Source organism: Flavobacterium bizetiae, from assembly GCF_024271895.1.
Classification (GTDB): domain Bacteria; phylum Bacteroidota; class Bacteroidia; order Flavobacteriales; family Flavobacteriaceae; genus Flavobacterium; species Flavobacterium bizetiae.
Genome location: NZ_CP091861.1, coordinates 4,828,303 through 4,852,960 on the forward strand (window position 1 = coordinate 4,828,303; position 24,658 = coordinate 4,852,960).

Annotated in this window: 16 protein-coding genes; 11 read left to right on the forward strand and 5 right to left on the reverse strand. The window is 34.0% G+C overall.

Going from position 1 to position 24,658, the window contains the following annotated elements:
- Positions 1-248: 248 nt before the first annotated feature.
- The 4 genes from L0669_RS19925 to L0669_RS19940 all read left to right on the forward strand — a co-directional run bounded on the left by L0669_RS19925 (position 249) and on the right by L0669_RS19940 (position 7,561).
- Positions 249-3,353, forward strand: a complete 3,105-nt coding sequence (locus tag L0669_RS19925; protein WP_263759633.1) for a SusC/RagA family TonB-linked outer membrane protein — start codon at positions 249-251, stop codon at positions 3,351-3,353.
- Between the two features lie 48 nt (positions 3,354-3,401).
- The gene (locus L0669_RS19930) at positions 3,402-4,925 is read left to right on the forward strand and encodes a RagB/SusD family nutrient uptake outer membrane protein (protein ID WP_263759634.1); all 1,524 of its coding nucleotides are present in this window, start codon (positions 3,402-3,404) and stop codon (positions 4,923-4,925) included.
- A gap of 8 nt (positions 4,926-4,933) precedes the next feature.
- Positions 4,934-6,037 (forward strand): hypothetical protein, encoded by a 1,104-nt coding sequence (locus L0669_RS19935; RefSeq protein WP_263759636.1) that lies wholly within the window; start codon positions 4,934-4,936, stop codon positions 6,035-6,037.
- A 132-nt stretch (positions 6,038-6,169) separates the two neighbouring features.
- The gene (locus L0669_RS19940; RefSeq protein WP_263759637.1) at positions 6,170-7,561 is read left to right on the forward strand and encodes an endo-1,4-beta-xylanase; all 1,392 of its coding nucleotides are present in this window, start codon (positions 6,170-6,172) and stop codon (positions 7,559-7,561) included.
- 152 nt (positions 7,562-7,713) lie between these two features.
- On the opposite strand, the gene L0669_RS19945 is transcribed toward L0669_RS19940, so the two are convergent.
- The 4 genes from L0669_RS19945 to L0669_RS19960 all read right to left on the reverse strand — a co-directional run bounded on the left by L0669_RS19945 (position 7,714) and on the right by L0669_RS19960 (position 11,620).
- Positions 7,714-8,634, reverse strand: coding sequence for a glycoside hydrolase family 16 protein (locus L0669_RS19945; RefSeq protein WP_263759638.1), 921 nt, complete (start codon positions 8,632-8,634; stop codon positions 7,714-7,716).
- A 405-nt stretch (positions 8,635-9,039) separates the two neighbouring features.
- The gene (locus L0669_RS19950; protein WP_263759640.1) at positions 9,040-10,062 is read right to left on the reverse strand and encodes an LLM class flavin-dependent oxidoreductase; all 1,023 of its coding nucleotides are present in this window, start codon (positions 10,060-10,062) and stop codon (positions 9,040-9,042) included.
- A 175-nt stretch (positions 10,063-10,237) separates the two neighbouring features.
- Positions 10,238-10,927, reverse strand: coding sequence for an SIMPL domain-containing protein (locus tag L0669_RS19955; protein WP_173972330.1), 690 nt, complete (start codon positions 10,925-10,927; stop codon positions 10,238-10,240).
- Between the two features lie 54 nt (positions 10,928-10,981).
- Positions 10,982-11,620: a rhomboid family intramembrane serine protease gene (locus L0669_RS19960; RefSeq protein WP_263759642.1), complete on the reverse strand. Its 639-nt coding sequence runs from the start codon at positions 11,618-11,620 to the stop codon at positions 10,982-10,984.
- 112 nt (positions 11,621-11,732) lie between these two features.
- On the opposite strand from L0669_RS19960, the gene L0669_RS19965 reads away from it, so the two are divergent.
- On the forward strand, positions 11,733-12,605 hold the full coding sequence (locus L0669_RS19965; RefSeq protein ID WP_263759643.1) for a lysophospholipid acyltransferase family protein: 873 nt from the start codon (positions 11,733-11,735) through the stop codon (positions 12,603-12,605).
- Positions 12,606-12,829: 224 nt separating this feature from the next.
- Positions 12,830-14,314 carry a glycosyl hydrolase gene (locus L0669_RS19970; RefSeq protein WP_263759644.1) on the forward strand — a complete coding sequence of 495 codons (1,485 nt, stop codon included), beginning with the start codon at positions 12,830-12,832 and terminating at the stop codon, positions 14,312-14,314.
- Between the two features lie 194 nt (positions 14,315-14,508).
- On the opposite strand, the gene glmM is transcribed toward L0669_RS19970, so the two are convergent.
- Positions 14,509-15,897 carry a phosphoglucosamine mutase gene (glmM, locus tag L0669_RS19975; protein WP_173972567.1) on the reverse strand — a complete coding sequence of 463 codons (1,389 nt, stop codon included), beginning with the start codon at positions 15,895-15,897 and terminating at the stop codon, positions 14,509-14,511.
- A gap of 285 nt (positions 15,898-16,182) precedes the next feature.
- Here glmM and L0669_RS19980 point away from each other — a divergent pair, with 285 nt between their 5' ends.
- From L0669_RS19980 to L0669_RS20000, 5 genes are all read left to right on the forward strand, one after another.
- Positions 16,183-16,767: an acyl carrier protein phosphodiesterase gene (locus L0669_RS19980; RefSeq protein ID WP_263759645.1), complete on the forward strand. Its 585-nt coding sequence runs from the start codon at positions 16,183-16,185 to the stop codon at positions 16,765-16,767.
- Positions 16,768-16,805: 38 nt separating this feature from the next.
- Positions 16,806-18,485, forward strand: a complete 1,680-nt coding sequence (gene ggt, locus L0669_RS19985; RefSeq protein ID WP_263759646.1) for a gamma-glutamyltransferase — start codon at positions 16,806-16,808, stop codon at positions 18,483-18,485.
- Positions 18,486-18,560: 75 nt separating this feature from the next.
- A complete protein-coding gene (locus tag L0669_RS19990) occupies positions 18,561-20,345 on the forward strand; it encodes a chloride channel protein (RefSeq protein ID WP_173972570.1) in 1,785 nt (594 codons plus the stop codon).
- A 71-nt stretch (positions 20,346-20,416) separates the two neighbouring features.
- Positions 20,417-21,172, forward strand: a complete 756-nt coding sequence (locus L0669_RS19995; protein ID WP_263759647.1) for a LytR/AlgR family response regulator transcription factor — start codon at positions 20,417-20,419, stop codon at positions 21,170-21,172.
- Positions 21,156-24,152 carry a sensor histidine kinase gene (locus tag L0669_RS20000; RefSeq protein ID WP_263759649.1) on the forward strand — a complete coding sequence of 999 codons (2,997 nt, stop codon included), beginning with the start codon at positions 21,156-21,158 and terminating at the stop codon, positions 24,150-24,152. Before L0669_RS19995 ends, L0669_RS20000 begins: the two co-directional genes overlap by 17 nt.
- Positions 24,153-24,658 lie beyond the last annotated feature (506 nt).

Consider the following 24,658-nt stretch of genomic DNA (forward strand, 5'->3'; position numbering starts at 1 on the left):
TCAGCAACTCTTTTCTCCGTTTTAGTCTCTTTTTTAGCTATTTCGGGGTATCAGATGTTCCTTTTGCATCATCTGTTGCACAATATGCTTCATCTATTCTACAATAGGACACCTCTACATTCTACTTTCGTTAAGAAATATTTAAGAAAAAGTTCTTGCGTCATTTTTCCGAATGATGCGCTTGCAAAAGACCTTCAAAATAAATGTTTGCCAACTAATTATTTAACTTAAACTCTAAACCAAATTTTATGCAGAAAAGAACGTTAAAAAAACTATTGTGTTTAATAGTATGCATGTGGGGAAATTTTTTCTTTGCACAAACTGTTAAAGGTAAAGTAACATCAGGAGGAGCCAGCCTGCCGGGTGTTAGCGTAATAGTACAAGGAACAAAAAACACAACAATTACCGATTTTGATGGTAGTTTTGTTTTAAACAATGTAGAGGCCAAAGCTAATTTGCTTTTTACTTATGTAGGATACAAAAATTTAATAGTACCTGCCGATACCAAATCTGTAATGCAGGTGGTTATGGTTAATGATCTTGAAAAATTAAACGAAGTAGTTGTAATAGGATACGGAACTTCAAAAAGAAAAGATATAAATGGTGCAGTTTCTTCTATTAAGGCTTCAGAAATTCAGGACAAACCTTTTGTTTCTATCGATCAGGCGCTTGTAGGTAAAGCTGCTGGTGTAAACGTTACTCAAAATTCAGGGACGCCAGGAGGAGGAATCTCTGTACAAATTCGAGGAATTACTTCTATCAACGGTAACGAACCATTATATGTTATTGACGGAACACCGGTTTTTGCAGACAAAAACAATGATTCATTTTCATTCAGCGCATTAGGCGGTGGAAACGGTCAAACTAAAAATTCGGCTTTGTCTGGTATCAACATTTCAGATATCGAAACTATTGATATCTTAAAAGATGCATCGGCAACGGCAATTTATGGTGCGAATGGTGCAAATGGAGTTGTTTTAATTACTACCAAAAAAGGAAAAAAAGGAAAATCGAAATTTACTTATGAAACCTACATGGCGACTCAGCAAGTAAGCAATACTGTAGATGTTTTAAACTTACCTGAATATGCTAAATATCAGGCAAAAATTTTCAAATTAAATGGCGAGCCAGTTCCTTTTCAATATCAAAGACCTGATTTATTAGGCAACGGAACCAACTGGCAGGACGAACTTTTTAGAACTGCTACATTGTACAATCATCAATTGTCATTCTCTGGCGAAAAAGACGGAACGCGTTATTATACCTCTTTAAATTATTTTGATCAGGAAGGAATTGTTTCGAACTCTAACTTCGACAGATTATCGATGCGTTTAAATGTAGATTCTAACGTAAAATCATGGCTAAAAATTGGTAACAACCTATCTGTAAGCAAATCATCGCAACAAGTAGTAAGAAACGACGACAGAGGTGGTTTGGTAATGAATGCTTTAAGACAATCTCCGGAATTACCGGTTAGAACTCCTGATGGTTCTTATGCAGGACCAACAAGCGGTTTAGGATCTTCGGCAAACGAAGCTACAAACCCAATTGCTTTGGCTGAATACAATAACTCAACTACAGAAAGATTTAAAATTAACGGTAATTTATTTGCTGATTTTACGATCATCAAAGGATTGGTTTTCAGATCAGAATTAGGATATGATTTAAACTTTGCTAAAAGCAGCACTTTTGTACCCAAATACACTTTAGGAAACGTATCTGAACTTTTAAACAAATCATTCAAACAACAAGATCAAAGTTATTACTGGAACATCAAAAATTACCTGACGTATAACAAAACAATCAACGAGAAACACAACTTTACTCTTTTATTGGGTCAGGAAGCACAAGAAAGCAGATATGAGTATTTAAGCGGTTACAGAACGGGGGAATTTTTAAATAAAAATTTCACCAACTTAAATATTGGTGATATCGATACTGCAGTAAACGGAAACGGTTCTGGCAGATGGTCTATGGCATCTTACATTACGAGATTAAATTACAGCTTTTCTGATCGTTATTCTTTCAGCGCTTCTTTAAGAGCAGATGCTTCGTCAAACTTTGGTCCTAATAACAAATGGGGTTATTTCCCATCGTTTTCAGGAGGTTGGACGGTTAGTAACGAAAAATTCTTTGAGCCTTTAACAAAAAATATCAATTACCTGAAATTTAGAGCTGGTTACGGTCTTGTAGGAAACCAAAATATTCCTGCCAACAGATACCAAACTATTCTGTCGTTGCTTTCTTCTCCTTTTGGAGGCGTATCGCCAACCATCGATAACTTAGGAAATCCGGATATCAAATGGGAATCGCTAAAATCATTCAACACTGGTTTTGAAATAGCGATGCTTAACAACAGAGTTAAATTAGATTTTGATTATTATATTAAAAACTCATCTGATTTCTTAACCAAACAAATCAATGACGAATCGAACCAAAGTGCACTTAATTACTATTTGAATACGGGTGAAATCGTAACGAAAGGAATCGAACTTACGTTGAATACAAGAAATATTGTAACCGAAAATTTTTCATGGGACAGTACCATTATTTTTTCAAAGTATAATAATGAACTTACTCGTTTTCAAGGCGAAGGAAAATCATTATTAGGAAAAGTACAATTTGATTTGTACAACGTTACCAGAACTACAGAAGGACAACCGGTAGGACAATTTTACGGATATGTAACTGATGGATTGTTTAAAAATGCAGCTGAGTTAGCAGCAGGACCTAAGCAGGAAGTAGGAACAGGAATTGGAGATATTCGTTTTAAAGATCTTAACGGCGATGGAAAAATTGATGCTAAAGATCAGACAGCTATAGGAGACGCCATTCCTGATTTCACTTATGCTTTTACCAACAACTTTAAATACAAAAACTTCAGTTTATCTGTAGTGTTAACAGGAAGTCAGGGTAACCAGATTTACAACTTTACCCGTCATTATACAGACGGAATTTATCCTGGATTTGGAGACCGATTTGGAAATGTTAGGACTGAGGTATCAAAAGCTTTTGAAGCTGGAGTAAATGAAAATACAACCGTACCAAGAATCACGCTTAATGATCCTAATGGTAACGGAAGAATCTCGAATAGATTTGTTGAAGATGGTTCTTATTTAAGAATTCAAAACGTTTCTTTAAGCTACGATTTACCTAGTACAATCTTCGAAAACTCCTTTATATCTAAAGTTAGATTGTACGTGAATGTTCAAAACCTATACACTTTTACTAAATATTCAGGATTTGATCCGGCATTAGGAAACTTAGATCAAAACATCACTTTAAGCGGTATTGATTTAGGTCGTTATCCTGTACCAAGAACAACTTCTATAGGATTGAATCTGGAATTCTAAAATTTATAAAAACACATTTAACTTAATCGTTAACATAAAAAAATAGTTATGAAAAAACTTTTTAAACTTTTTATGATGGGAATGCTGATACCATTGCTGTCTTTATTTTCCTGTTCGGATGATTTTTTGGATGCGCCATCTGAAAATCAATTAACACCAGCCGATTTACCTGAAGGAGTTACCGCTTTTGACGGAATCGCGGAGAGTTTGTATTTTAAACCATGGTTTACTTTTAATGATAAATTTTTAATTGCCGTAGGAGATATGTACGCCGGAAACGCTTTTACGTTTGATGGTGCTTACTCCCAATTTAAAGATGCTCAGGTAACCTCACAAAACCCAATCCTGACAGAAGGATACGTTTCGTTATTTTCGGTTATCGATCAGTCGAATAATTTAATGAGTTTAGTCGAAGCAAGAAAAAGCGAATTGCCGGAAGCATCGTATAAAAATGCTATTGCTATATCAAGATTCATGAGAGCCAACGCCTATTTTTATTTGGTAAGAAGTTTTGGTGCAGTGCCTATTATAAGCAAAGCGGGTTCTGCAGCACAGCCAAAAAGAAATCTTGTTTCAGACGTTTATAAATTTATCAAACAAGATTTAGAATTTGCGGTCGAAAACTTACCTGAAAGATCAGTAAAAAAAGGATATGTTACTAAATATGTTGCTATGGGTATTCTTGCAAAAGTGCATTTAACTTTAAATGAATATGCAGAATGTGCCACTTTAACCCAAAAAATTATCGGTAACCAATATACCCTAATTCAGGAATACGGAAACTTATTTAGCAGTCCGGAGAATAACAACAGCGCAGAAAGTATGTTTGCCCTGCAATGGAAAGCTATTGCTACAGAATGGGGAACACAAAACACTAATCAGGCTTATATTGTTCCCGGAAGTACCGGAATTACAGGCGGTGGTGACGGATGGGGAGTTTATCTGCCTTCTATTTCACTTCAAGACGGCTTTGAACCTAAAGACATCAGAAAAAAGAGTACTATCATGACCGATGGCGATTTTTACCCTGAATTATTAAAAAACCAAGGTGGTTTCAGATACAAGAAAATATACTCTTCTACAGCCGCTAATTTCAGAAAATACATTGTAGGATCTGCAGCAGAAAGAAACGATGTGTTTTTTATGAGAACCTCTCAAAACACTATTATACTAAGATACTCTGATATTTTATTAATGAATGCCGAAGCCATTATGGCCGGAGCCAATTCTACAACCTCCCCTGCTGCTTTAAATTCTTTTAATGAAGTAAGATTAAGAGCTGGATTACCCGTTAAAACCGTATTAACAAGAGACGAATTGTTTAACGAAAGAAGAATTGAGTTTGCTCTTGAAGGACAGTATTTCTTTGATTTAAAACGTCGCGGTCTTGCAGAAGCAACAGCTATTATTTCGCAACAGGAAGTTGGTTTTTATTCCGATGATGCCAGAACAGAATTGGTTTCGATCAAAATAACTCCGGGAAGCCATTATTTTGAACTGCCTTTGCCACAATCTGCTATTGATACTAACCCATCATTGTTAGAACCTCCTGTTCCTTTTAACTTTAATTAACTCATACTATGATCAATAAAATAAAATATAGAATTCTAATTCTTTTTGCATTAGCTGCTTTTACAGCTTGCCAAAATGACGATGCAGTTACAGCAAATGTAGATGCAATGGTTGCCGAACCGGGAGATTTACTCAATCAGGCTTTTCCGTTAAATAAAGTCAGAGTTGAAGGTCAGGGTTTAGAAGGACTAAAAAAGATCACGCTCGACAATAAAATCGACATTGGTTTTAATACCAATTACAATTCAAATAAAGCGTTTATTTTCACCATTCCGTTTGATGAAAAACTGGGGAGTAGATTTGGAATACAGCCTATTACGTTTACAACGGCAAATGGTTCTGTGACTAAAAATATCGAGATTTTACAACCTGTTCCTACCATTACAAAAACAACTCCGGCTGTAGCTAATCCGGGATTTCCGTTAGAGATTGAAGGTACGTGGTTTTATAATATTTCATCGATAACCTTAGGAGGAAAATCAATAAGTTATACGGTAAAATCTTCGTCTTCAATTATTATAGGATTGCCGGCAAATGCAGTTTCCGGATCAGAACTGGCTATTACTACTCCCGGAGGAACAGCCAAAAAAACAATCGATTTTGCAACAATTGTACTTGTGTCTGATTTTGACGGAAATGGTGTTAGAAAAGAATGGTTCCCTTATGGTGATGTGGCTTCTTTTGATCCAAATACTGCTGGCGGACCAACAGGTAATTATGCAACATTTACCTGGTCTGGCTCGACTACAAATGGTTACAACGGAAGCAGCGCCGGAGGAGGAAGCAGTTTCTTAAGCGCAACGAATACAGATGCTAAACGAGCGTATATCGATATTGATATTAGTGCGAATGTTGTAGGCGCGCAGTTTGCCATTCAGCTAAATACCATTAACAATATCAACTATGCTTATAATTTTAAAGTTACAGATGTCAACTGGACGACCAAAACCATCTCAATAGCCGATTTTAAAGAAGATTATGGTTATGGAAGTAATACAGCAGTTGGATTGGATGTTTCTAAAATAAATGAAATTAAAATTGGTGTTATTCAAAATGATACTCCAAATCCAAGTGTAATAAAATTCGATAATATTAAAATTCGCTACCAATAATAAAGGTTTTTGAATTTCATTTTTTAAACATAAAAAGAGGCTGTGATCAAAAAGCAGCCTCTTTATCAAACAGAAATTATAAATAAGAGTATTTTTTTTATCACAAAGAAATATTCCATAATAAAAAACAGTATGAAAATTAGATTTTTACTAATGCTGGCCAGTGTCGTATTTTTTATAAATGCTTGTTCTAAAGACGACAACGAAGCTGTTGCAGCTTTAGAAGCGCCAATTGCAAATGCTCCAAAAGACGTAAACGATCACGGTTTTAGAGCAAAATGGAATTATGTTTCGAATTCTAAAAGTTATCTTTTGGATGTTTCGACCACCGAAAACTTCACCTCTTTTGTTCCCAATTATAATGCAAAACCTGTTACAGATTTAAACGAAGTTGTAGCAGGTTTAAACGGAGGCACTCAATATTATTACCGCGTTAGAGCCAAATCAGAAACCGAAATTTCAGGCTATTCGAATGTTATTAGTGTAGTAACTACGGGTTCAAGTAATATCCCTGAAGATCCTACTTTCTTGAAGGTAAAAGCCAATAAACTAGCCAATCCGTTTTTTATAGGTATGGCCGTAAAAGCATCTCAATTAACCAGTGGAAGTGCTTACGATATCATTTTGAAAAATGAATTTAGCAGTATTTCTGCCGAATACGAAATGAAAATGGATCAGATTTCTACTGCAAGCGGAGTGTATAACTGGACTGTAGCAGATAAAATTGTAGCGTACGGAAACGCTAATACTATCAATGTTCACGGTCATGCTTTGGTATGGCACAATTCAGTACCGGCATGGTTAAAGAATTATTCCGGAACCGATGCTGAATTTGCTGCAGAAGTTAAAAAGTACATTACAGATGTCGTTACTCATTATGCCGGAAAAATAAAATCCTGGGATGTAGTGAATGAAGCTGTAGATGATAATGGCGGAAATATGAGAAACACTATCTTTCTTCAACGAATGGGACCAAATTATGTAAAAGATTGTTTTCAATGGGCAAGAAATGCTGCAAATGCTGCTGGTGATACCTCATTATTATTGTTTTACAATGATTATGCCACCTCAACAAATATCCCAAAACAAGACAAAGTTTTTAGTTTAATGGATGACTTAAAAGCAAGCAAATTAATTGATGGTATTGGTTTTCAAATGCACAATACATATTTAAGCCCTACGAAAGTTCAATTAGAAACTGACCTTAACAGAGCAGTAACAAAAGGATTGAAAATTCACGTTTCAGAATTAGATATTCAGGTAAATCCATCAAATGATATTTCGACATTTACCAACGAAAGAAGATTGGCTCAAAAAGAAAAATACAAGGAAATCGTCAAAATTTATAATGCGCTTCCGGCAGCAAATAAATATGCGTTAACCGTTTGGGGAATGAAGGATAATGAATCCTGGATTCCGTTTAGCACAGAGTTGAATCACCCGGGAAATGACTGGCCTTTATTGTACGATTCAAATTTCGCCATCAAAAGCTCTCATACAGGATTTCTTGAAGGTTTAGATTAAATCTTAAAATAGTCTTTAAGTAAGACTATTTGCATAAATATATAATGAACACGAATTACACAAATTAGCACAAATTAAAAAAGGTATTGAATTCGTTTGTGAAATTAATTTCACAAACGAATTAGTGTTAATTTGTGTAATTCGTGTTTATATTAAATTGGTCTTTTGTAAACCGTAACATCATCTACCCACATCATTACAGTTGAAAACAAGTTTATTTTATTAGGATCGATAAAGCTCGAATCTTTTGAGCCTACATTCACATTAAAAATAATAGAATGCGGTCCGAAATTATTTAAATTAAGATTAGAAACACTACTATTCGTATACGTTGCCACCGTTATATCATCCACCTTTATCGTTACGGTAACAACATTGTCTTTCATCTTCCAAAAAGATTCATACAAATGCCAGCCATTGTTTCCGTCAACATTAAAATTAGCCGGATAATTTCTTTCAGCTGAATTTCCTAACAAATTATTTCCAACAGAAGTTCCGTAAAAAATATTCGAAGTAAAACGACTAGAATTAGGCGCAAATGAATAACCTTCCATAATATCGATTTCTCCTTTTGTTGGCCATCCATTGCCTTGTACAGACCAGAAAGCCGGCCATGCACCATAAGTATCCTTAAACGATTTATAAGTTCCGCCATCCATCGCTATTAATTTAATATTAGCAGAAAGCATATATTCGGTATTATTTTCTGGTTTAAATTGATAATTAGAAGTAATAAAACCAGACTGATATTTATACGTACTTAATTTTGTAGTCTTGATTTCTAAGCATTGCTTTCCGTCTCGCCATTGTGTGGTAGGTACTGAACTAAAATAATCACAATACCAGGAATTGTAATCCGCGCGTTGTTCTTTTGTCCATTGCGACAAACTCGAGCCTACATCAAATGTATCTTCAAATTGTTTCACCCAGGGCGCACCGGCAACTTTGTTTGTACTGCCTTTTGTAATTGCAGCTTCTGATTGATTTTCTGTTACTGCAGCAGGATTATCTGAGCAAGAAGTAAAGCCAACTGTGCAGCTCAATAATAAAGAGGTTAAAATTAATTTTTTCATAAATTTTCTTTTAAAGGTTAATTTGTGGTTATAGTAAAGTATTAAATTCAAGCCCTTTACAGATCCTGAAAAGTATTGTTGACGTTTAAGTTCAGTTCTAAAAACAAATAAAACTAAAACACTAAATATCAACACATAACACATTCAGAAACAGTAAAATGCTTTTTATAAAATTAAACTAATCTTAAAAATCAAAATGCCATATATGAAGCAATTAATAGAACAGATGGTGTATTCAGGAACTAAATCGTAAATTCTGAATAACATAAATTCAAAAAGTAAAAAAGAGGATATATTCTAAAAATACACAGAGAACTTTATCAAAAACAAAGCACAGTTAAAATAGCAAAAAGCCCCTTAATTAAAAAATTAAGAGGCTTAGTTGTATTTATTTTCAAAAAAAAATTAACGCCATCCCAGTTCTGGTGCAATATATTTAAGTATCGATGACAATATGTGTACATTGTAGTCAACGCCTAAAGTATTTGGTATAGTCAGTAACAAAGTATCAGCTTCCTGAATCGCTTCGTCCTGAGCCAGTTCTGCGATGAGTTTTTCCGGCTCAGCGGCATAACTTTTCCCGAAAATTGCACGTTTATCAGCTTCAATGTTACCAAAACTATCCTGACCTCTGCCCTGATTTCCAAAGTAATATTTGTCCTGATCGTTAACCAAAGCAAAAATCGAACGGCTTACAGAAACTCTGGGTTCACGCTCATGTCCGGCTTTTTTCCAGGCTTCTTTATACAATCTTATCTGTTCTGCTTGTTGAATATGAAAAGGCTTACCGTTTTCATCATACTTCAAAGTAGAACTTTGCAGATGCATACCATTTTCGGCCGCCCAAATTGCAGTAGCGTTGGATGCAGCTCCCCACCAGATACGTTCCCTTAATCCTTCAGAATGAGGTTCAAGTCGCAATAAACCGGGCGGATTTGGAAACATCGGATACGGATTTGGCTCAGCAAATCCTTCCCCTTTAAGCTTATCCAAAAACTCTAAAGCTTTTTTACGCCCCATATCGGCATCTGTTTCCCCTTCTGCAGGTTCGTAACCAAAAGCGCGCCAACCGTCAATTACTTGTTCCGGCGATCCTCTGCTGATACCCAATTGTAAACGTCCTTCCGAAATTAAGTCTGCTGCACCGGCATCTTCTACCATATACAAAGGATTTTCGTAACGCATATCGATTACTCCAGTTCCAATCTCTATTTTGCTTGTTTTAGCACCAATAGCCGAAAGTAAAGGAAAAGGCGATGCCAATTGTTGTGCAAAATGATGCACTCGAAAATAAGCACCATCTATACCTATTTCTTCAGCAGCAACGGCCAGATCAATAGATTGAAGAAGAGTATCGCCTGCAGTACGAGCCTGATAAGAAGGATGATTGGTCCAGTGGCCAAACGATAAAAATCCTATTTTTTTCATAGATCGTATTGTTATTATTCAGTATCTCAAATATACGCATCATTATTGAGTGCATTAGCAAACTTTATATAGAAAGTATTTATTGTTTGATCTCAAAAAATAGCAGTATAAAAAAAATCCAAATCCCAGTTTTTAAGTTGGAATTTGGATTTTTAAAATTGAAATTTATATTTTATTATTCTAAAACAAAACTTACGCTAACATTTGCTGTAACTTCGATTTCTCCAATTGCTAAAGTTTCGTTTGAAGCTCCTGCTGAATCCATTGCCATAGATTTCATAGCTGCATACATTGGTTGTGGACGGTAAACCTGAGTATTATCAGAGATTGTATACGCTTTACCCACTTTTTGACCTAAAACTGAAACATAATCTTCTGCTTTTAATTTAGCTTCTTTCATCGCCAGTTTACGAGCTTCAGATTCTAACTGAACTAATTTAGAAGTTTCAAAAGAAACTCTGTCGATACGGTTAATTCCTTGTTGAACCAAACCATCCATTAAGTCATCGTATTTTGATAAATCTTTTAAAACAATTTCTACTGTTTGAGTAGCATTATAGCTTGTTTTCTTTTTGTCGTAATCGTATTGCGGATTAAGTGCTACTTGTTTTGTTTTGTAATCTGCAGCAGGAACATTCATTTTTTTGATGAATTTTAAAACTGCATCAATTTTCTCGTCATTTTGCTTTTTGACATCTTTAGCATTATTCCCTTTTGTTTCAACAGTTGCCGAAATACAAACCTGATCAGGTGCTACTTTTACTTTTCCTTCCCCGTTTACATTAATTTGAGGGATTTGTTTGGTTTCTTGAGCGTAAGACATAGTCATAAACATGATTGTTAAAAATAATACTACTTTCTTCATTTTTGTTATATTTTAAGTTATTTGATAGTGGAATTTCAAAAGTTGTGCCAATAATTATAATTTTCCCAATTTTGCCATTACAAAAAGTATAAAAATAGGAATTGCCAATAGAATTACCATTAAACTATGGTCAACAATTAGTGAAGGTTCTTTTATCAAAGTAATCAAATAACCGCCTATAGCACCTCCAAAATGCGCTGTGTGTCCAATGTTATCATTTTTAGCGCGCATTCCGTAAATCGAATACAATAAATATAAAATTCCGAATAAATATGCCGGCATTGGTATGACAAAGAAAATTCCAAGCATCATATCAGGTTGCAACAATATCGCAGAATACAAAACTCCGGTTACCGCCCCAGAAGCGCCAACGGCTCTGTAACTATAATCGTTTTTATGAAACAACATGGTAAGCAGACTTCCAAAAATTAAACTTCCAAAGTAAATTAAAACAAAAGAAAAAGTTCCCATCAAATGTATTACTACAGGTGCAAAAAAATACAGCGTAAGCATATTAAACGCCAGGTGCATAATATCGGCGTGTAAAAATCCAGATGAAAGCATTCTGATTTGTTCGCCGGAACGAATACTTCCTACATGAAATTCGTATTTTCTAAAAAAAGCAAGATCATTAAAACCTTTGTAACTAATTACAGCATTAGCCACTATAATCGCTATTAAAATGGTATTCATAAAAAACATTTATTGTGAATTGTAAATATAGTCATTCTTAAACATATGTTAGTCCCGAACCAAAATATCAACGGATATTCATTTTTACTTTATATTTGTAAAAAAATATTACATGCAATTTCTTGTTTATATACTAGCCTATCCTTTGCTATGGCTTATCTCTATACTTCCGTTTCGAATATTTTACTGGTTATCAGATTTTGTCTGTTTTATCATATACAGAATTGTAGGTTATCGCAGAAAAGTAGTTCGTGAAAACCTGACACTTACTTTGCCACATTTAAGCAAAAGTGAACTAAAAGTTATCGAAAAGAAATTTTATCACCATATGTGTGATATGTTTATGGAAACGATTAAAACAATGAGCATTTCTCCTGAAGAAATGAACAAAAGATTTCGTGTTACCAATCTTGATCTTGTAAACGAATATGCTAAAAAAGGTAAAAGTGTAATTCTGGTAGCCTCACATTATGCAAGTTACGAATGGCTTTTGACGATTAATCCTAAAATTGATTTTAAAGGAATTGCCGTTTACAAAAGAGTCGCCAACCCTTATTTTGATAAACTGGTTCGAAAAATACGTTCTAAGTACGACACCGAATTGGTAGAAACAAGAAAAGCAATCCCGACAATGGCGCAAAACCAACGTGACGGAATATTGAGTATGTACGGTCTAGCAAGTGATCAGTCGCCTAAAATAGACCGAATTTTTCATTCGATGAAATTTATGGGCGTTGAAGTTCCTGTGCATACCGGAGCCGAAATGCTGGCTAAAAAATACGACTTAAGTGTGATTTTTGTAAAAGTAAAAAAAGTGGCAAGAGGTTATTACGAAGCAACTTTTGTATCTATTGCAGATAATCCGCATGACTATCCTAATTTTGATATTACAGAGAAATATTTACGAGAAGTAGAAAAACAGATTTACGAAGCTCCTGAATTTTATTTATGGACACATAAAAGATGGAAACATAGAGTAAAGTAATAATTTCACTCCAAAAATAAAAATCCAAAAAAGAGACTATTTCTTTTTTGGATTTTTTCATTTTATAAAGTCCTAAAAAAATGAAAAGCCTCTAATTCTGTAAACTAAGAATTAATTTGATGGGTTTTTGTAATATTTTTTTATCGAATCTCTAAAATGATAAATTAGATAAACGACATATATTTGATATTGATAAAAGTTTTCCCAAATCCAAATTATCTACTATGACAAAAAAATTATCTATTTTATTTTTACTGAGTTTTTCAACGGCTATTTTCGCTCAAAGCCCAAAGCGCGGAATAGCTTACGGAAAAAACTCAACCGCCGACCTACTGGCGCTTAAACCCGGAATATCCTGGTGGTACAATTGGGGTTCTCAACCCGAAAATGATACTAATGCCAATTATGAATCTATTGGCGTTGAATACGTTCCTATGGCCTGGAATCAGGTTGGCGACAACGATGTTCAGGCTTTTATAAACCGCATAAAACCCGGAGCCAAATATTTGCTCGCTTTTAATGAACCTAATTTTAATGATGGTGCGCGCATGACGCCGCAAGATGCTGTAAACGCCTGGAAGAATATCGAAAAAATAGCTGCTGCCAAAAATCTTGAAATAGTAAGTGCCTCTCCTGCTTTTAACGATCCGAATAATAGTTATGGTAATATTAGTAGTCCAACTGCCTGGCATGACCAGTTTTTTCTTTTATGCCCCACCTGCAAAGTAGATTATATTGCTTTTCATACTTATGATAGTTCTTCAGGGTCTGTTATTGGCGTTACAAGTCTTCTCAAAAAATACAACCGTCCTATTTGGGTAACCGAATTTGCCAACAGAGTAATTCAGACTGCGGCCCAGAAAACGACTTTTATGAAAGAGGTGATCACTAATTTTGAAAATGATCCGGATATTTATCGTTATTCATGGTTTACAGGAAGGGTCGATCCTACATGGACGGACATGCTCGAAGGACAATTATTAGCTCCTCAAAGTGGTGTTTTAAAACCTATCGGAACTGAATACATCAATACAAGTTATACCACTAAAAAAATGAATGTTCCCGGCAGAATAGTTGCCAACAAACATTATCGAAGAAAAGGTACCAACTTGCAAAATACTTCAGATTCCGGAACGGGACAAAATGTAAGCGCTATAGATCAAGGAGACTGGAATGAATTTATACTGAATAATGACAATGCCGGAACATATAATTTTACTTTTAGAGTGGCATCTACCGCTCAGGGTAAATTTGATATATTAGTAAATGACGTTGTTGTAAAAACAGACGAAACTTTCCCGGCAACCGGAGGCTTGCAAACTTATACTAACAAAGTTGTCAACGGAATTACATTACCAAAAGGCGAAGTTTACCTGAAAATCAAATTCAAATCGAGCGACATGAGTTTTAATTATATTGATGTTGTTACGGGAAGTTTGGGTGTAAATGATCCTATATTGGAGCAGAATTTTTTCACGGTTCATCCAAACCCTGTTAAAAGTCAATCTGTATTGCATATAAAATCTGCGAATACAGAACCTTTGACTTTAAAAATTGTAGATATGAGAGGACAAATTTGTTATGCTTCGGATGCCTATTTCACAAATGAAGATATTAAAATTGGAGACAAATTATTAGCAAACGGAGTTTATATTGTAACCGCTACTTATGGTTCAGTAACCAAAACATTGAAGATTATCAAAAACTAAGATTCTTAAACATATACCTGATTAATTATTTTACCGCAAAGTACGCAAGATTTTTACTTTGCAGGCAAAAACAAAAAGTTCGCAAAGCTTTGTATTGATTTAGCTTTGCGAACTTTACTTTTATAAAAACCATTAAAAAAACCTTGCGGACTTTGCGGTTAATTTTTTTCTGCTCAGATTATATAATATCTAAATTAAATCCCGGCAATTGCTTTTATTTCATCTATAATTCGAAGAGCCAAAACATCAGCTTTTTCCTGAGAAGGAGCTTCTGTATAAATTCTGATAATTGGTTCTGTATTTGATTTTCTTAAATGTACCCATTCTGTAGCAAAATCAATTTTTACACCGTCAATTGTAGTAATATCTTCGTTTTTATATTTTTCTGTCATTGCAACCAAAATCGCATCAACATCAATTTGTGGTGTTAATTCGATTTTATTTTTACTCATATAATATTCAGGATAAGAAGCTCTCAATGCCGAAACTGATATTTTTTTATTCGCCAAATGAGTAAGGAACAAAGCCACTCCTACCAAACTATCTCTTCCGTAATGAGATTCCGGATAAATGATTCCACCGTTACCTTCACCACCAATAATAGCATTATTTTTTTTCATTAATGCTACTACATTCACTTCACCAACAGCACTTGCTTCGTATTTTCCGCCATGAGCGATAGTTACATCACGCAAAGCACGAGACGATGACATATTCGAAACTGTATTTCCAGGAGTTTTACTCAAAACATAATCGGCGCAAGCTACTAAAGTATACTCTTCTCCAAACATTTCTCCGTCTTCGCTAATAAACGCCAAACGATCTACGTCCGGATCTACCACTACTCCAAGATCTGCTTTTTCTTTTACTACCAATTCCGAAATATCTGTTAGATGCTCTTTTAAAGGTTCTGGATTGTGAGGAAAATGTCCGTTTGGTTCGCAGTATAATTTTACCACTTCAACGCCCATTAATTCTAATAATTTCGGGATAATGATACCTCCTGAAGAGTTTACACCATCAACAACTACTTTAAATTTTGCTGCTTTTACCGCTTCAACATCAACTAAAGGTAAATTCAAAACCTCGTCGATATGAATATCCATATAAGCATCATTTACAGTGATTTCGCCTAAATTATCAACATCCGAGAAATCGAAAGCCTCAGCCTCAGCAATTTCAAGAATTTTTGCTCCTTCATCTCCACTTAAAAATTCTCCTTTTTCGTTTAATAATTTTAAAGCATTCCATTGTTTTGGATTATGAGATGCTGTTAAAATAATTCCACCGTCTGCTTTTTCTAAAGGAACAGCCACTTCTACAGTTGGCGTTGTCGAAAGTCCAAGATCAATTACATTAATTCCTAAACCTACTAAAGTATTTACAACAAGATTATGAATCATCGGACCAGAAATTCTGGCATCACGACCAATTACAACCGTTAATTTTTCTTTTGAAGTATTGTTTTTAAGAAAAGTACCGTAAGCCGATGCAAATTTTACAGCATCAACAGGAGTCAGGTTATCTCCTACTTTTCCACCAATTGTTCCTCGTATTCCTGATATCGATTTTATTAAAGTCATTTTTATGAGTTATGGTTACCAGTTACAAATATAGAAAAGTTACTAAGGTTCTAAGCTTCTAAGTTCCTAAGATTTTGCAAAAAGTTATTGAGAAGCTAAGTTGCTTAGGTTCCAGGAATTTAAAATAATTGTTAATTATGATAAGCAGAAACCGAAATAATATAACAAAATGATGTGAAAAAGTTTTCATACTTTTACTAAAATAACATTAGTTCTTAGCAGCTATCTTAGTTAACACAAAAACTTAGTGCCTTAGCAACTTAGAACCTTAGTACCTAAACAAAAATGAATTTCCTAGCCCACATCTATTTGTCCGGAGATAATGATTTAATCAAAATTGGCAATTTTATGGCCGACGGAATTCGCGGAAAACAATTTGAACATTTTCCTGAAGAAGTTCAAAAAGGCATTATTTTGCATCGATCGATTGATACTTATACCGACTCTCATGATGTTTTCAGACAAAGCACCAAACGTTTACACGAAAAATACCATCATTATGCCGGCGTCATTGTAGATATTGTTTACGATCATTTTCTGGCGAAAAACTGGACAAAATATTCCGATGAAAAACTAGACGATTTCATTAATCGATTTTATACGTCATTACATGAAAATTATCCTGTTTTAACCGAAAAAACACAACGCATAATGCCTACCATGATTCAGGAAAACTGGCTTTCGAGTTATCAAACCGTTGAAGGAATTCGCTATATTCTAACGCAAATGGATCGAAGGTCTAAAAACTTATCAAAAATGCAATTTGCCGGCAATGAATTAGTAGAATTTTACTCGGAATTCGAACAGGAATTCACTCTCTTTTTTGAAGATATCAAAGAACATTCAAAACATAAATTACTCTCTTTATAAAAATCGATTTAAGATTTTAAAACATACATTTCTTCTTTATGAAAAAAATAGCACTCTTATTTGGCTTTATCTCTATATATAGTTTCGCACAAACTGTAAAACCAACCGGATTAGTAGCAACAAAAGCAATGGTAGTTTCGGCACGCCAGGAAGCTTCTAAAGTAGGCGCCGAAATCATACAAAAAGGCGGAAATGCTTTTGATGCAATGGTAGCTACCGAATTAGCTCTTGCAGTAGCCTATCCATACGCAGGAAATCTGGGCGGCGGAGGATTTATGGTTTATAGAAAAGCGAATGGCGAAGTTGGATCTTTAGATTATCGTGAAAAAGCACCGTTAGCCGCATCAAAAGATATGTTTCTCGATAAAGACGGAAATGTTATAAAAGGCAAAAGTACCGAAACGGCTTTAGCAATTGGAGTTCCGGGAACGATTGCCGGCGTTTTTGCTGTGCATAAAAAACTAGGTTCTTTGCCAATGGCAGAAATTCTAAAACCTGTTATTGCCCTTGCAGAAAGAGGTGTTGTGGTTACCAAAAAACAAGAAAAAAGACTTCAGGATTATCATGACGCGATCGTAAAAGTAAATGGCCCAAATACGCTTTTGGCTGGTAACTTTAAAGAAAATGATACGATTAAATATCCGGCTCTTGCCAACACCTTAAAACGAATTGCAAAAAACGGAAGAAACGAATTTTATAAAGGTGAAACGGCTAAAATTTTAGTGAATTACCTTCAGAAAAAAGGCGGAATTATAACCCTTCAGGATTTGGCAAAATACGAAGCTAAATGGAGAAAGCCATTACAATTTAAGTATAAAGATTTAAAAGTAACTTCGATGGCGCCTCCAAGCAGTGGCGGAATCTGTCTGGCTCAAATCATGAAAATGATTGCTCCTTATGATTTAGCCAAAATGGGACACAACACAGCCGAATCTATTCAGGTAATTGTCGAAGCTGAAAGACGCGCTTACGCAGATAGAAGCCAGTTTTTAGGAGATCCTGATTTTGTTAAAATTCCAATTAATGGTCTAATGGCTGATTCCTATTTAAAAGAAAGAATGTCAACTTTTGATGTCAACAAAGCCAGTTTATCATCAGAAATCAGAGAAGGAAAAGTAAACTTTAACGAAAGTACCGAAACCACACATTATTCGATTGTAGATGCACAAGGAAATGCCGTTGCAGCAACTACAACACTTAACGACGGTTACGGATCAAAATATTATTGTGATGAACTAGGTTTCTTTTTAAACAACGAAATGGACGATTTTAGCGCCAAACCGGGATCGCCTAATATGTTTGGTTTAGTAGGAAATGAAGCCAATAGCATTGCGCCACAAAAAAGAATGTTAAGTTCTATGACACCTACAATTGTCGAGAAAAACGGCAAATTATTTATGGTCGTAGGTTCTCCGGGAGGTTCTACTATTATTACAAGTGTTTTACAGGCTATTTTAAATGTTTACGAATACAATTTAAGTATGCAGGAAGCTGTAAATGCACCGCGTTTTCATCACCAATGGTTACCGGATTTAATTACCTTCGAACCTAATGCATTTGATGCCAATACGATGAATAATCTAAAAGCAAAAGGATATTTAATCAATGAAAAAAATACACCTGTAATTGGTAAATTAGATTGTATATTGGTTCTGCCGGACAACACTCTCGAAGGCGGCGCAGATTTTCGTGGAGACGATGCTGCCGTAGGATTTTAATTTTATTGAGAATTATCATTTATATTCAAACATTATGAGCTAAATTTGTAGTTTCCCTAACTTTTTACAAACAGAATGCTAAAAAAATATTTTAGAAGACTAGAAAGCATCATCGCTTTGGCACAATCATTAATGACTCCAAAGCAGTTTATTTTTTTATCAAGTGTTTTAATTGGTATTTCATGTTCGTTGGCTGTAATTGTTTTAAAAACTTTTGCCCATAGCGTTTTCTCTTTTGCTACCTATATAAATGGGATTTTAAAACTGAGCTTCATTAATAGTATCCTGCCAATTGTTGGTATTGTACTGACGGTTTTTGTGGTAAAAAGAGTGCTTAACGGAAGCATCGAAAAAGGGACTTCTCAGATTTTATATGCCGTTGCTAAAAAGGCCAGTATTATCCCAAAGAAACAAATGTATGCTCAGATTGTTACCTCTTCGCTTACTGTTGGTTTAGGAGGTTCCGCAGGTTTAGAAAGCCCTATTGTTATTACAGGTGCCGCATTTGGATCTAATTTTGCCCAAAATTATAAATTACCTTATAAAGACAGAACATTACTTATTGGCTGCGGAGTTGCTGCCGGAATTTCGGCTGCTTTTAACGCGCCAATTGCCGGAGTTCTTTTTGCTATAGAAGTTCTATTGGTCGATGTCAGTATTTCGGCCTTTACCCCTATTATGATTTCTGCCGCGACCGGTGCTTTGGTTTCTGCTATTGTTTTAGACGAAACTATTTTATTGTCGTTCAAAAAACAAGAAGCTTTCAACTATCATAATATTCCTTTTTATGTGATGTTAGGAATTTTGACTGGTTTTATTGCGGTTTATTACGCCAGAAACTTTCAAAGAGTTGAGCATTATTTTTCTAATTTAAAAGTAGGTCCTTATAAAAAAGCCTTAATTGGTTCATCCTTACTAGCATTACTTATTTTCATATTTCCAACACTTTTTGGAGAGGGTTACGAAAGCATCAAAACCTTATCTGAAACTGATCCGGGAAAATTATTAGACAATACTTTATTTGCCGATTTTAGAAACAATCAATGGGTGTTGCTTCTCTTTGTGGGATGCACGATGATGGTAAAAGTATTCGCTTCCGGATTAACTCTTGGAAGTGGCGGAAATGGAGGTAACTTTGCTCCTTCCCTATTTTTAGGATCTTACTTAGGCTACTTTTTCTCTAAATTCATCAGCTTGATTGGTTTATCAAAATTACCAATCAGCAACTTTACTATGGTGGGAATGGCCGGTATTTTGAGCGGATTATTTCACGCACCACTAACTGCAATTTTCTTAATCGCCGAGATTACCGGTGGCTATAGCCTGATGATCCCGCTTATGATTGTTTCCTCGATAAGTTTTGCAATTTCTAAACGTTTCGAAAAATATTCTCTTGATGTAAAAGGTCTTGCAAAAAAAGGTCATGCTTTTACCAGCAATAAAGATTCTAATATTCTTTCTACTCTGGATATTGACACCATTATTCAATGCGATTATTTAACCGTTCATCCTGATGAAAATTTAAGCAAATTGGTCGATCTTATTTCACATTCTAATCAGGTTGTTTTTGCCGTTGTCGATAACGAAAAAGATCTTGTTGGGGTGGTTCATTTTAATGATATTCGCGAAATTATCTTCAATAATTATCGCGTAAAATATACATTGATTAAGGATGTTATGAAAACTCCGGTTGCTACCATTTCTTCTGATGACAGCATGGAAATTGTCATGAGTAAATTCGAAAAATCAAAATCAGCTTTTCTTCCGGTTTTACGAAACGGTAAATATTTCGGATTCATTTCTAAATCTATTGCACTCGAAGCTTACCGAACTAAATTGCGCTCTATGACGATTGAATAAAACTGATTTTAAAATAGCACCTGTCTATTTTCTTTCCAAAAACAACCAACCAAATACCACCAAAGTCTGTTATGAAAATTAAAGCAATTATTGTTGATGACGAATCGCATGCCCGCAGTTTCCTAAAAAAACTATGTAATTTCTATTATGAAGATAAAATTGAAATAGTTGATCAATGCAATTCTGTTTCATCTGCTTTAATTTCAATAAAAAAACACTCACCCAATCTTGTTTTTCTGGATATTCAGATGCCGGATGAAAATGGTTTCGAATTGCTTTCTCATTTTGAAAGTTTAACGTTTGAAATTATTTTTACAACAGCCCACAAAGAATATGCGATCGAAGCTATTCGTAAAAGTGCTTTAGACTATTTGTTAAAACCAATTGATGTGCAAGATTTTAAAGCCGCAATTAGCCGATTAGATGCTGTTTTAGAAAAAAAACAAAGCATCAACAAATATGAACTTCTAACTGAAAATTTAAACCACTCAAATTCAGGAAAACAAAGAATTGCCTTTCCTACGAAAGTTGGTTTTGATGTGGTTCAAATCAATAAAATTATTTTTTGCAAATCTGATGGTTCCTACACTTTCATTCAAACCACAGAACAGCAACATTATACCTCAAAATCCTTTAAAGAAATTTGCGAATTATTAGAATTTGAAAAACAATTTCTAAAAGTTCATCGTAGCTACTTAGTGAATGCTGATTATGTTAAAAATTTTAAATCTGAAGATTTTGTCTTAGAAATGACTTCAGGTGATGAAATTCCGGTTTCAGATCAAAAATTTAGAAAAAACAACCTCATTGATGCTATCACAAAATAAATTTCTTTTTTGTGTATATCTCTTTTTGCTTCCAATTATTACAATTGGTCAAAATTTTCCGTCCAAAAACTTTACCACATCAGATGGTTTGCCCAATAATGCAGTTCGTGCGTTATTTTTAGATTCTAAAAACATTTTATGGATTGGAACTGAAAATGGAGTTTCAAGAATGGAAAACGGAACTTTTACCACTATTGATGAAAGCAACGGATTAGGCCATAACAGTTGTTGGGATATTACAGAAGATACCGACGGAAATATGTGGTTTGCCAGTTATGGTGGTGGTGTTAGTAAATTTGATGGTAAAAAATTTACCGTTTTCAGAATGAAAGATGGACTTTTAGCCAATAAAACAAGAAAAGTTTTTCCGTTCAAAAACAAAATTTATGTCGGTACAGAACAAGGTGTTTCTATTATTGACATAAAAACAAACAAGCTAATCACGCCTAAAGTTCCTGCGCACAAAGAAGATTTTATCTCTTTAGCCTTTGTTACCTATCGAGACGTTGTCTATTTTACTTCTACTTTTGAAGGTTTATTTAAAATTGACGAATCGTCTCCAACTCCGCGTATTGTTCCGGTTGTCTTACATAAAAACTCTTATTCATTAGGGCTATTTGGCTCGACACTTTACAGCGGAAACGAAACATATATTAATAAATATGATTTTGATGAAATTTTAAGCGGAAACAAAACATCTCTAAATTTTGGAAAATCATTTGTCTGGCAATTTGCAAAAGACAACAGAAACACCATTTTTGCCGCTGCCTGGGGTGTTTATACTCCAGACGGAGGGCTTTATACGATTGCAGATGATAAGATGACAGATGTCTCTACCATCTACGGAATTGACTCTAAAGTGCTATTGAATGTAGTATATGATAAATTTAATGATATTCTTTATGTTGGTTCAAACGACAATGGAATTTATCAGGTAAGATTAGATCAGATTATTAATTATAATCCATTCCAATCAACATCAATTATAGATTTTGAAAATTTCAATCATGATAAATTGATTTTAGATAACAAAGGATTAAAAGTTCTAAATGCAAAACAAGAAATTACAAATTCGATTTCTCTGGAAGATTTTAAGAAAAGTGAAATGTTTTTTTATAAAAAAGGACAAAACATCTTAAAAAAACAATCGGCAGAATCAAGAGATTTTGAATTGAATTTTAATATTCCAACAAATGAAATTGAGTTTTACGAAATTGTAAAAAATCAAAATTCGTTATGGATAAATAGCAACATAGGAATTTTTGAAATTGATAAAAACTATAAAATAGTCCATTACTTGCCCAAACACAGTTTAAAAATTGGTTTTGGTTATGATAATAAATTAATAGAAACCATTACGTATGCGGGAGTTCGCGTGTACGAAAATTTAAAAACTTTAGAAAATAGGCACTATTCCAAATTCAATAAAAATACGCCACAATACATCGTAAAAATTTTAACCAACAATAACAAAACCTATCTTTTATCTGTTTTTAACGGAATTTATGTTTACGAAAATGGTCAGTTTCGATCGTATTTAGCAGATGGAATCTGGAAAGAAAAAAAGTTCAAACACATTACAAAAAACAATAAAGGACAACTAATTCTGGCCGCTGAATTTGGCGATGTTTTTATAGTTGATGATTCAAAATCTTTCAAAATCCTTAAAACAATTTCAAAAAAACAAATTATTGGTAATACAATTTTATTCCTTGAATCCTACAAAGACTATGTTTTGATAGGTACAGAAAAAGGTATCAATATTTATAAAGATGGCATTGTAAGACTTATTGACAAAGAACAAGGTTTAAAAGATTGCAGAATAACCACTTCTCAAATTTTTGACAACACATTATGGCTGGGTACTCAAAAAGGATTTTATACCATAGATCTCAACCGTTTAATTGCCACTCAGTTGACAGTTTCTGAAATCGGAATCAGTAAAATTGCCATAAATAACATTCCTTTAAAACCTTCGTTTTATAAATGGTTCAGGTACAACTCAAAGCAACTTGTTTCAGACTATAAGCATAATTCATTTTCGATTGATTTTGTTCCAAAAGGACATCCTTTCCCTAACAAACTAAAATTTAGATATCGTTTAAATAATAACAATCGTTGGAGTCCCTATACCGAAAAAACAAATGTATTCCTGCCTTATTTGCCTTATGGAAACTACAATGTAGAGATTGAAGTTTTTGATATGAATGCAGGAAAATCAAAAGTATTTACGATTTTACAGCTATATATTCAGCCGCCATTTTGGTTAAATTGGTGGTTCATTATTCTAATCATTACCGTTTTTTCCGGAATAATTGCATTTGTTTTTCTTAGAATAAAAAGAAAATCAAACGAAAAAACAATCATTCAGCGTCGTATTGCTGAGACCAAACTCGAAGCTTTATTGAGTCAGATGAATCCGCATTTTACTTTTAATGCAATGAATGCCATTCAGGATTTTATAATAAGTAACGACATCGAAAACTCGCTGCTCTATGTTAGTGAGTTTTCGAAATTAATTCGTAAAACACTCGAAAACTCTTCTAAACAAACCATTACCATAGAGGAAGAAATAGAATATCTTGAAGCCTATATCACGATCGAAAATATGCGCTTTGATAATAGGATCGATTTTGAAATTCAAATTTCTCCAGAAGTAGATACTTCTTTTACAAAAATTCCAACAATGCTTTTACAGCCTTTTGTAGAGAATGTTTTTGTTCATGCTTTCAACGAATCGAGTATTTCTCCGAAGCTAATAATTTCGTTTAAAATGATTTCAAACACTCTTTTAGAATGTAAAATTATAGACAACGGAATGAGTTTAAATACAGCTAAAAAAAGCAAACTCCATCAATCAAAAGGAATTCAACTTACCAAAGAGCGTCTTTCATTATTGCAAGACCTAAAAAACGACTCTATCAAAATTGATTTTACCGAAAATAACGGTACTACCGTAACTATTTTACTTTTGGTATAATTCCTTTTATTTAAAACTCAAAAGCACTTATCAAATTTTGGTAAGTGCTTTTTTTTTTGTTTACAAACCAAAAAGATAGTTTCATGCGAAATAAAGAGGCTTTTAAAAGGTAAATCAATTAGAAAAGGGGTGATCATTTATTTTTGAAACAACTTTAATTCAAAAACAATACATATGGCAACTTACAAATGTAGAAGATGCGGAATTATCCGAAATGACTTCCAAAGAGTACTATTAGCATTAACACCACAAAGATGTAAGCCAGGCTTATTTAGTTCTAGTGGATCTGTTTCATCTCATGCCTGGTACAAAATATCTAACGAAAACATTTATTGATTTACCTATTATTCAATTGGCAACTTTTAAAAATTAATTTAAATAATAAACTTCAAAGTTTTTAACTCTTTTAATGATAAAAATTACTACAATCCCAAAATCTGCTTTCGTTAAAACATTCTATTAAGACAATTCAGTAGCAAACCAAAGAATTTTTACAATAAATTGAA

Bases quoted from the DNA above. Each gene is read 5' to 3' on its own strand.
- L0669_RS19945 (WP_263759638.1), bottom strand. From the start codon at position 8,634: ATGAAAAAATTAATTTTAACCTCTTTATTATTGAGCTGCACAGTTGGC.
- L0669_RS19935 (WP_263759636.1), top strand. From the start codon at position 4,934: ATGATCAATAAAATAAAATATAGAATTCTAATTCTTTTTGCATTAGCT.
- L0669_RS19970 (WP_263759644.1), top strand. From the start codon at position 12,830: ATGACAAAAAAATTATCTATTTTATTTTTACTGAGTTTTTCAACGGCT.
- glmM (WP_173972567.1), bottom strand. From the start codon at position 15,897: ATGACTTTAATAAAATCGATATCAGGAATACGAGGAACAATTGGTGGA.
- L0669_RS19930 (WP_263759634.1), top strand. From the start codon at position 3,402: ATGAAAAAACTTTTTAAACTTTTTATGATGGGAATGCTGATACCATTG.
- L0669_RS19925 (WP_263759633.1), top strand. From the start codon at position 249: ATGCAGAAAAGAACGTTAAAAAAACTATTGTGTTTAATAGTATGCATG.
- L0669_RS19955 (WP_173972330.1), bottom strand. From the start codon at position 10,927: ATGAAGAAAGTAGTATTATTTTTAACAATCATGTTTATGACTATGTCT.
- L0669_RS19980 (WP_263759645.1), top strand. From the start codon at position 16,183: ATGAATTTCCTAGCCCACATCTATTTGTCCGGAGATAATGATTTAATC.
- L0669_RS19960 (WP_263759642.1), bottom strand. From the start codon at position 11,620: ATGAATACCATTTTAATAGCGATTATAGTGGCTAATGCTGTAATTAGT.
- L0669_RS19990 (WP_173972570.1), top strand. From the start codon at position 18,561: ATGCTAAAAAAATATTTTAGAAGACTAGAAAGCATCATCGCTTTGGCA.
- L0669_RS19950 (WP_263759640.1), bottom strand. From the start codon at position 10,062: ATGAAAAAAATAGGATTTTTATCGTTTGGCCACTGGACCAATCATCCT.
- ggt (WP_263759646.1), top strand. From the start codon at position 16,806: ATGAAAAAAATAGCACTCTTATTTGGCTTTATCTCTATATATAGTTTC.
- L0669_RS19995 (WP_263759647.1), top strand. From the start codon at position 20,417: ATGAAAATTAAAGCAATTATTGTTGATGACGAATCGCATGCCCGCAGT.
- L0669_RS19965 (WP_263759643.1), top strand. From the start codon at position 11,733: ATGCAATTTCTTGTTTATATACTAGCCTATCCTTTGCTATGGCTTATC.
- L0669_RS20000 (WP_263759649.1), top strand. From the start codon at position 21,156: ATGCTATCACAAAATAAATTTCTTTTTTGTGTATATCTCTTTTTGCTT.
- L0669_RS19940 (WP_263759637.1), top strand. From the start codon at position 6,170: ATGAAAATTAGATTTTTACTAATGCTGGCCAGTGTCGTATTTTTTATA.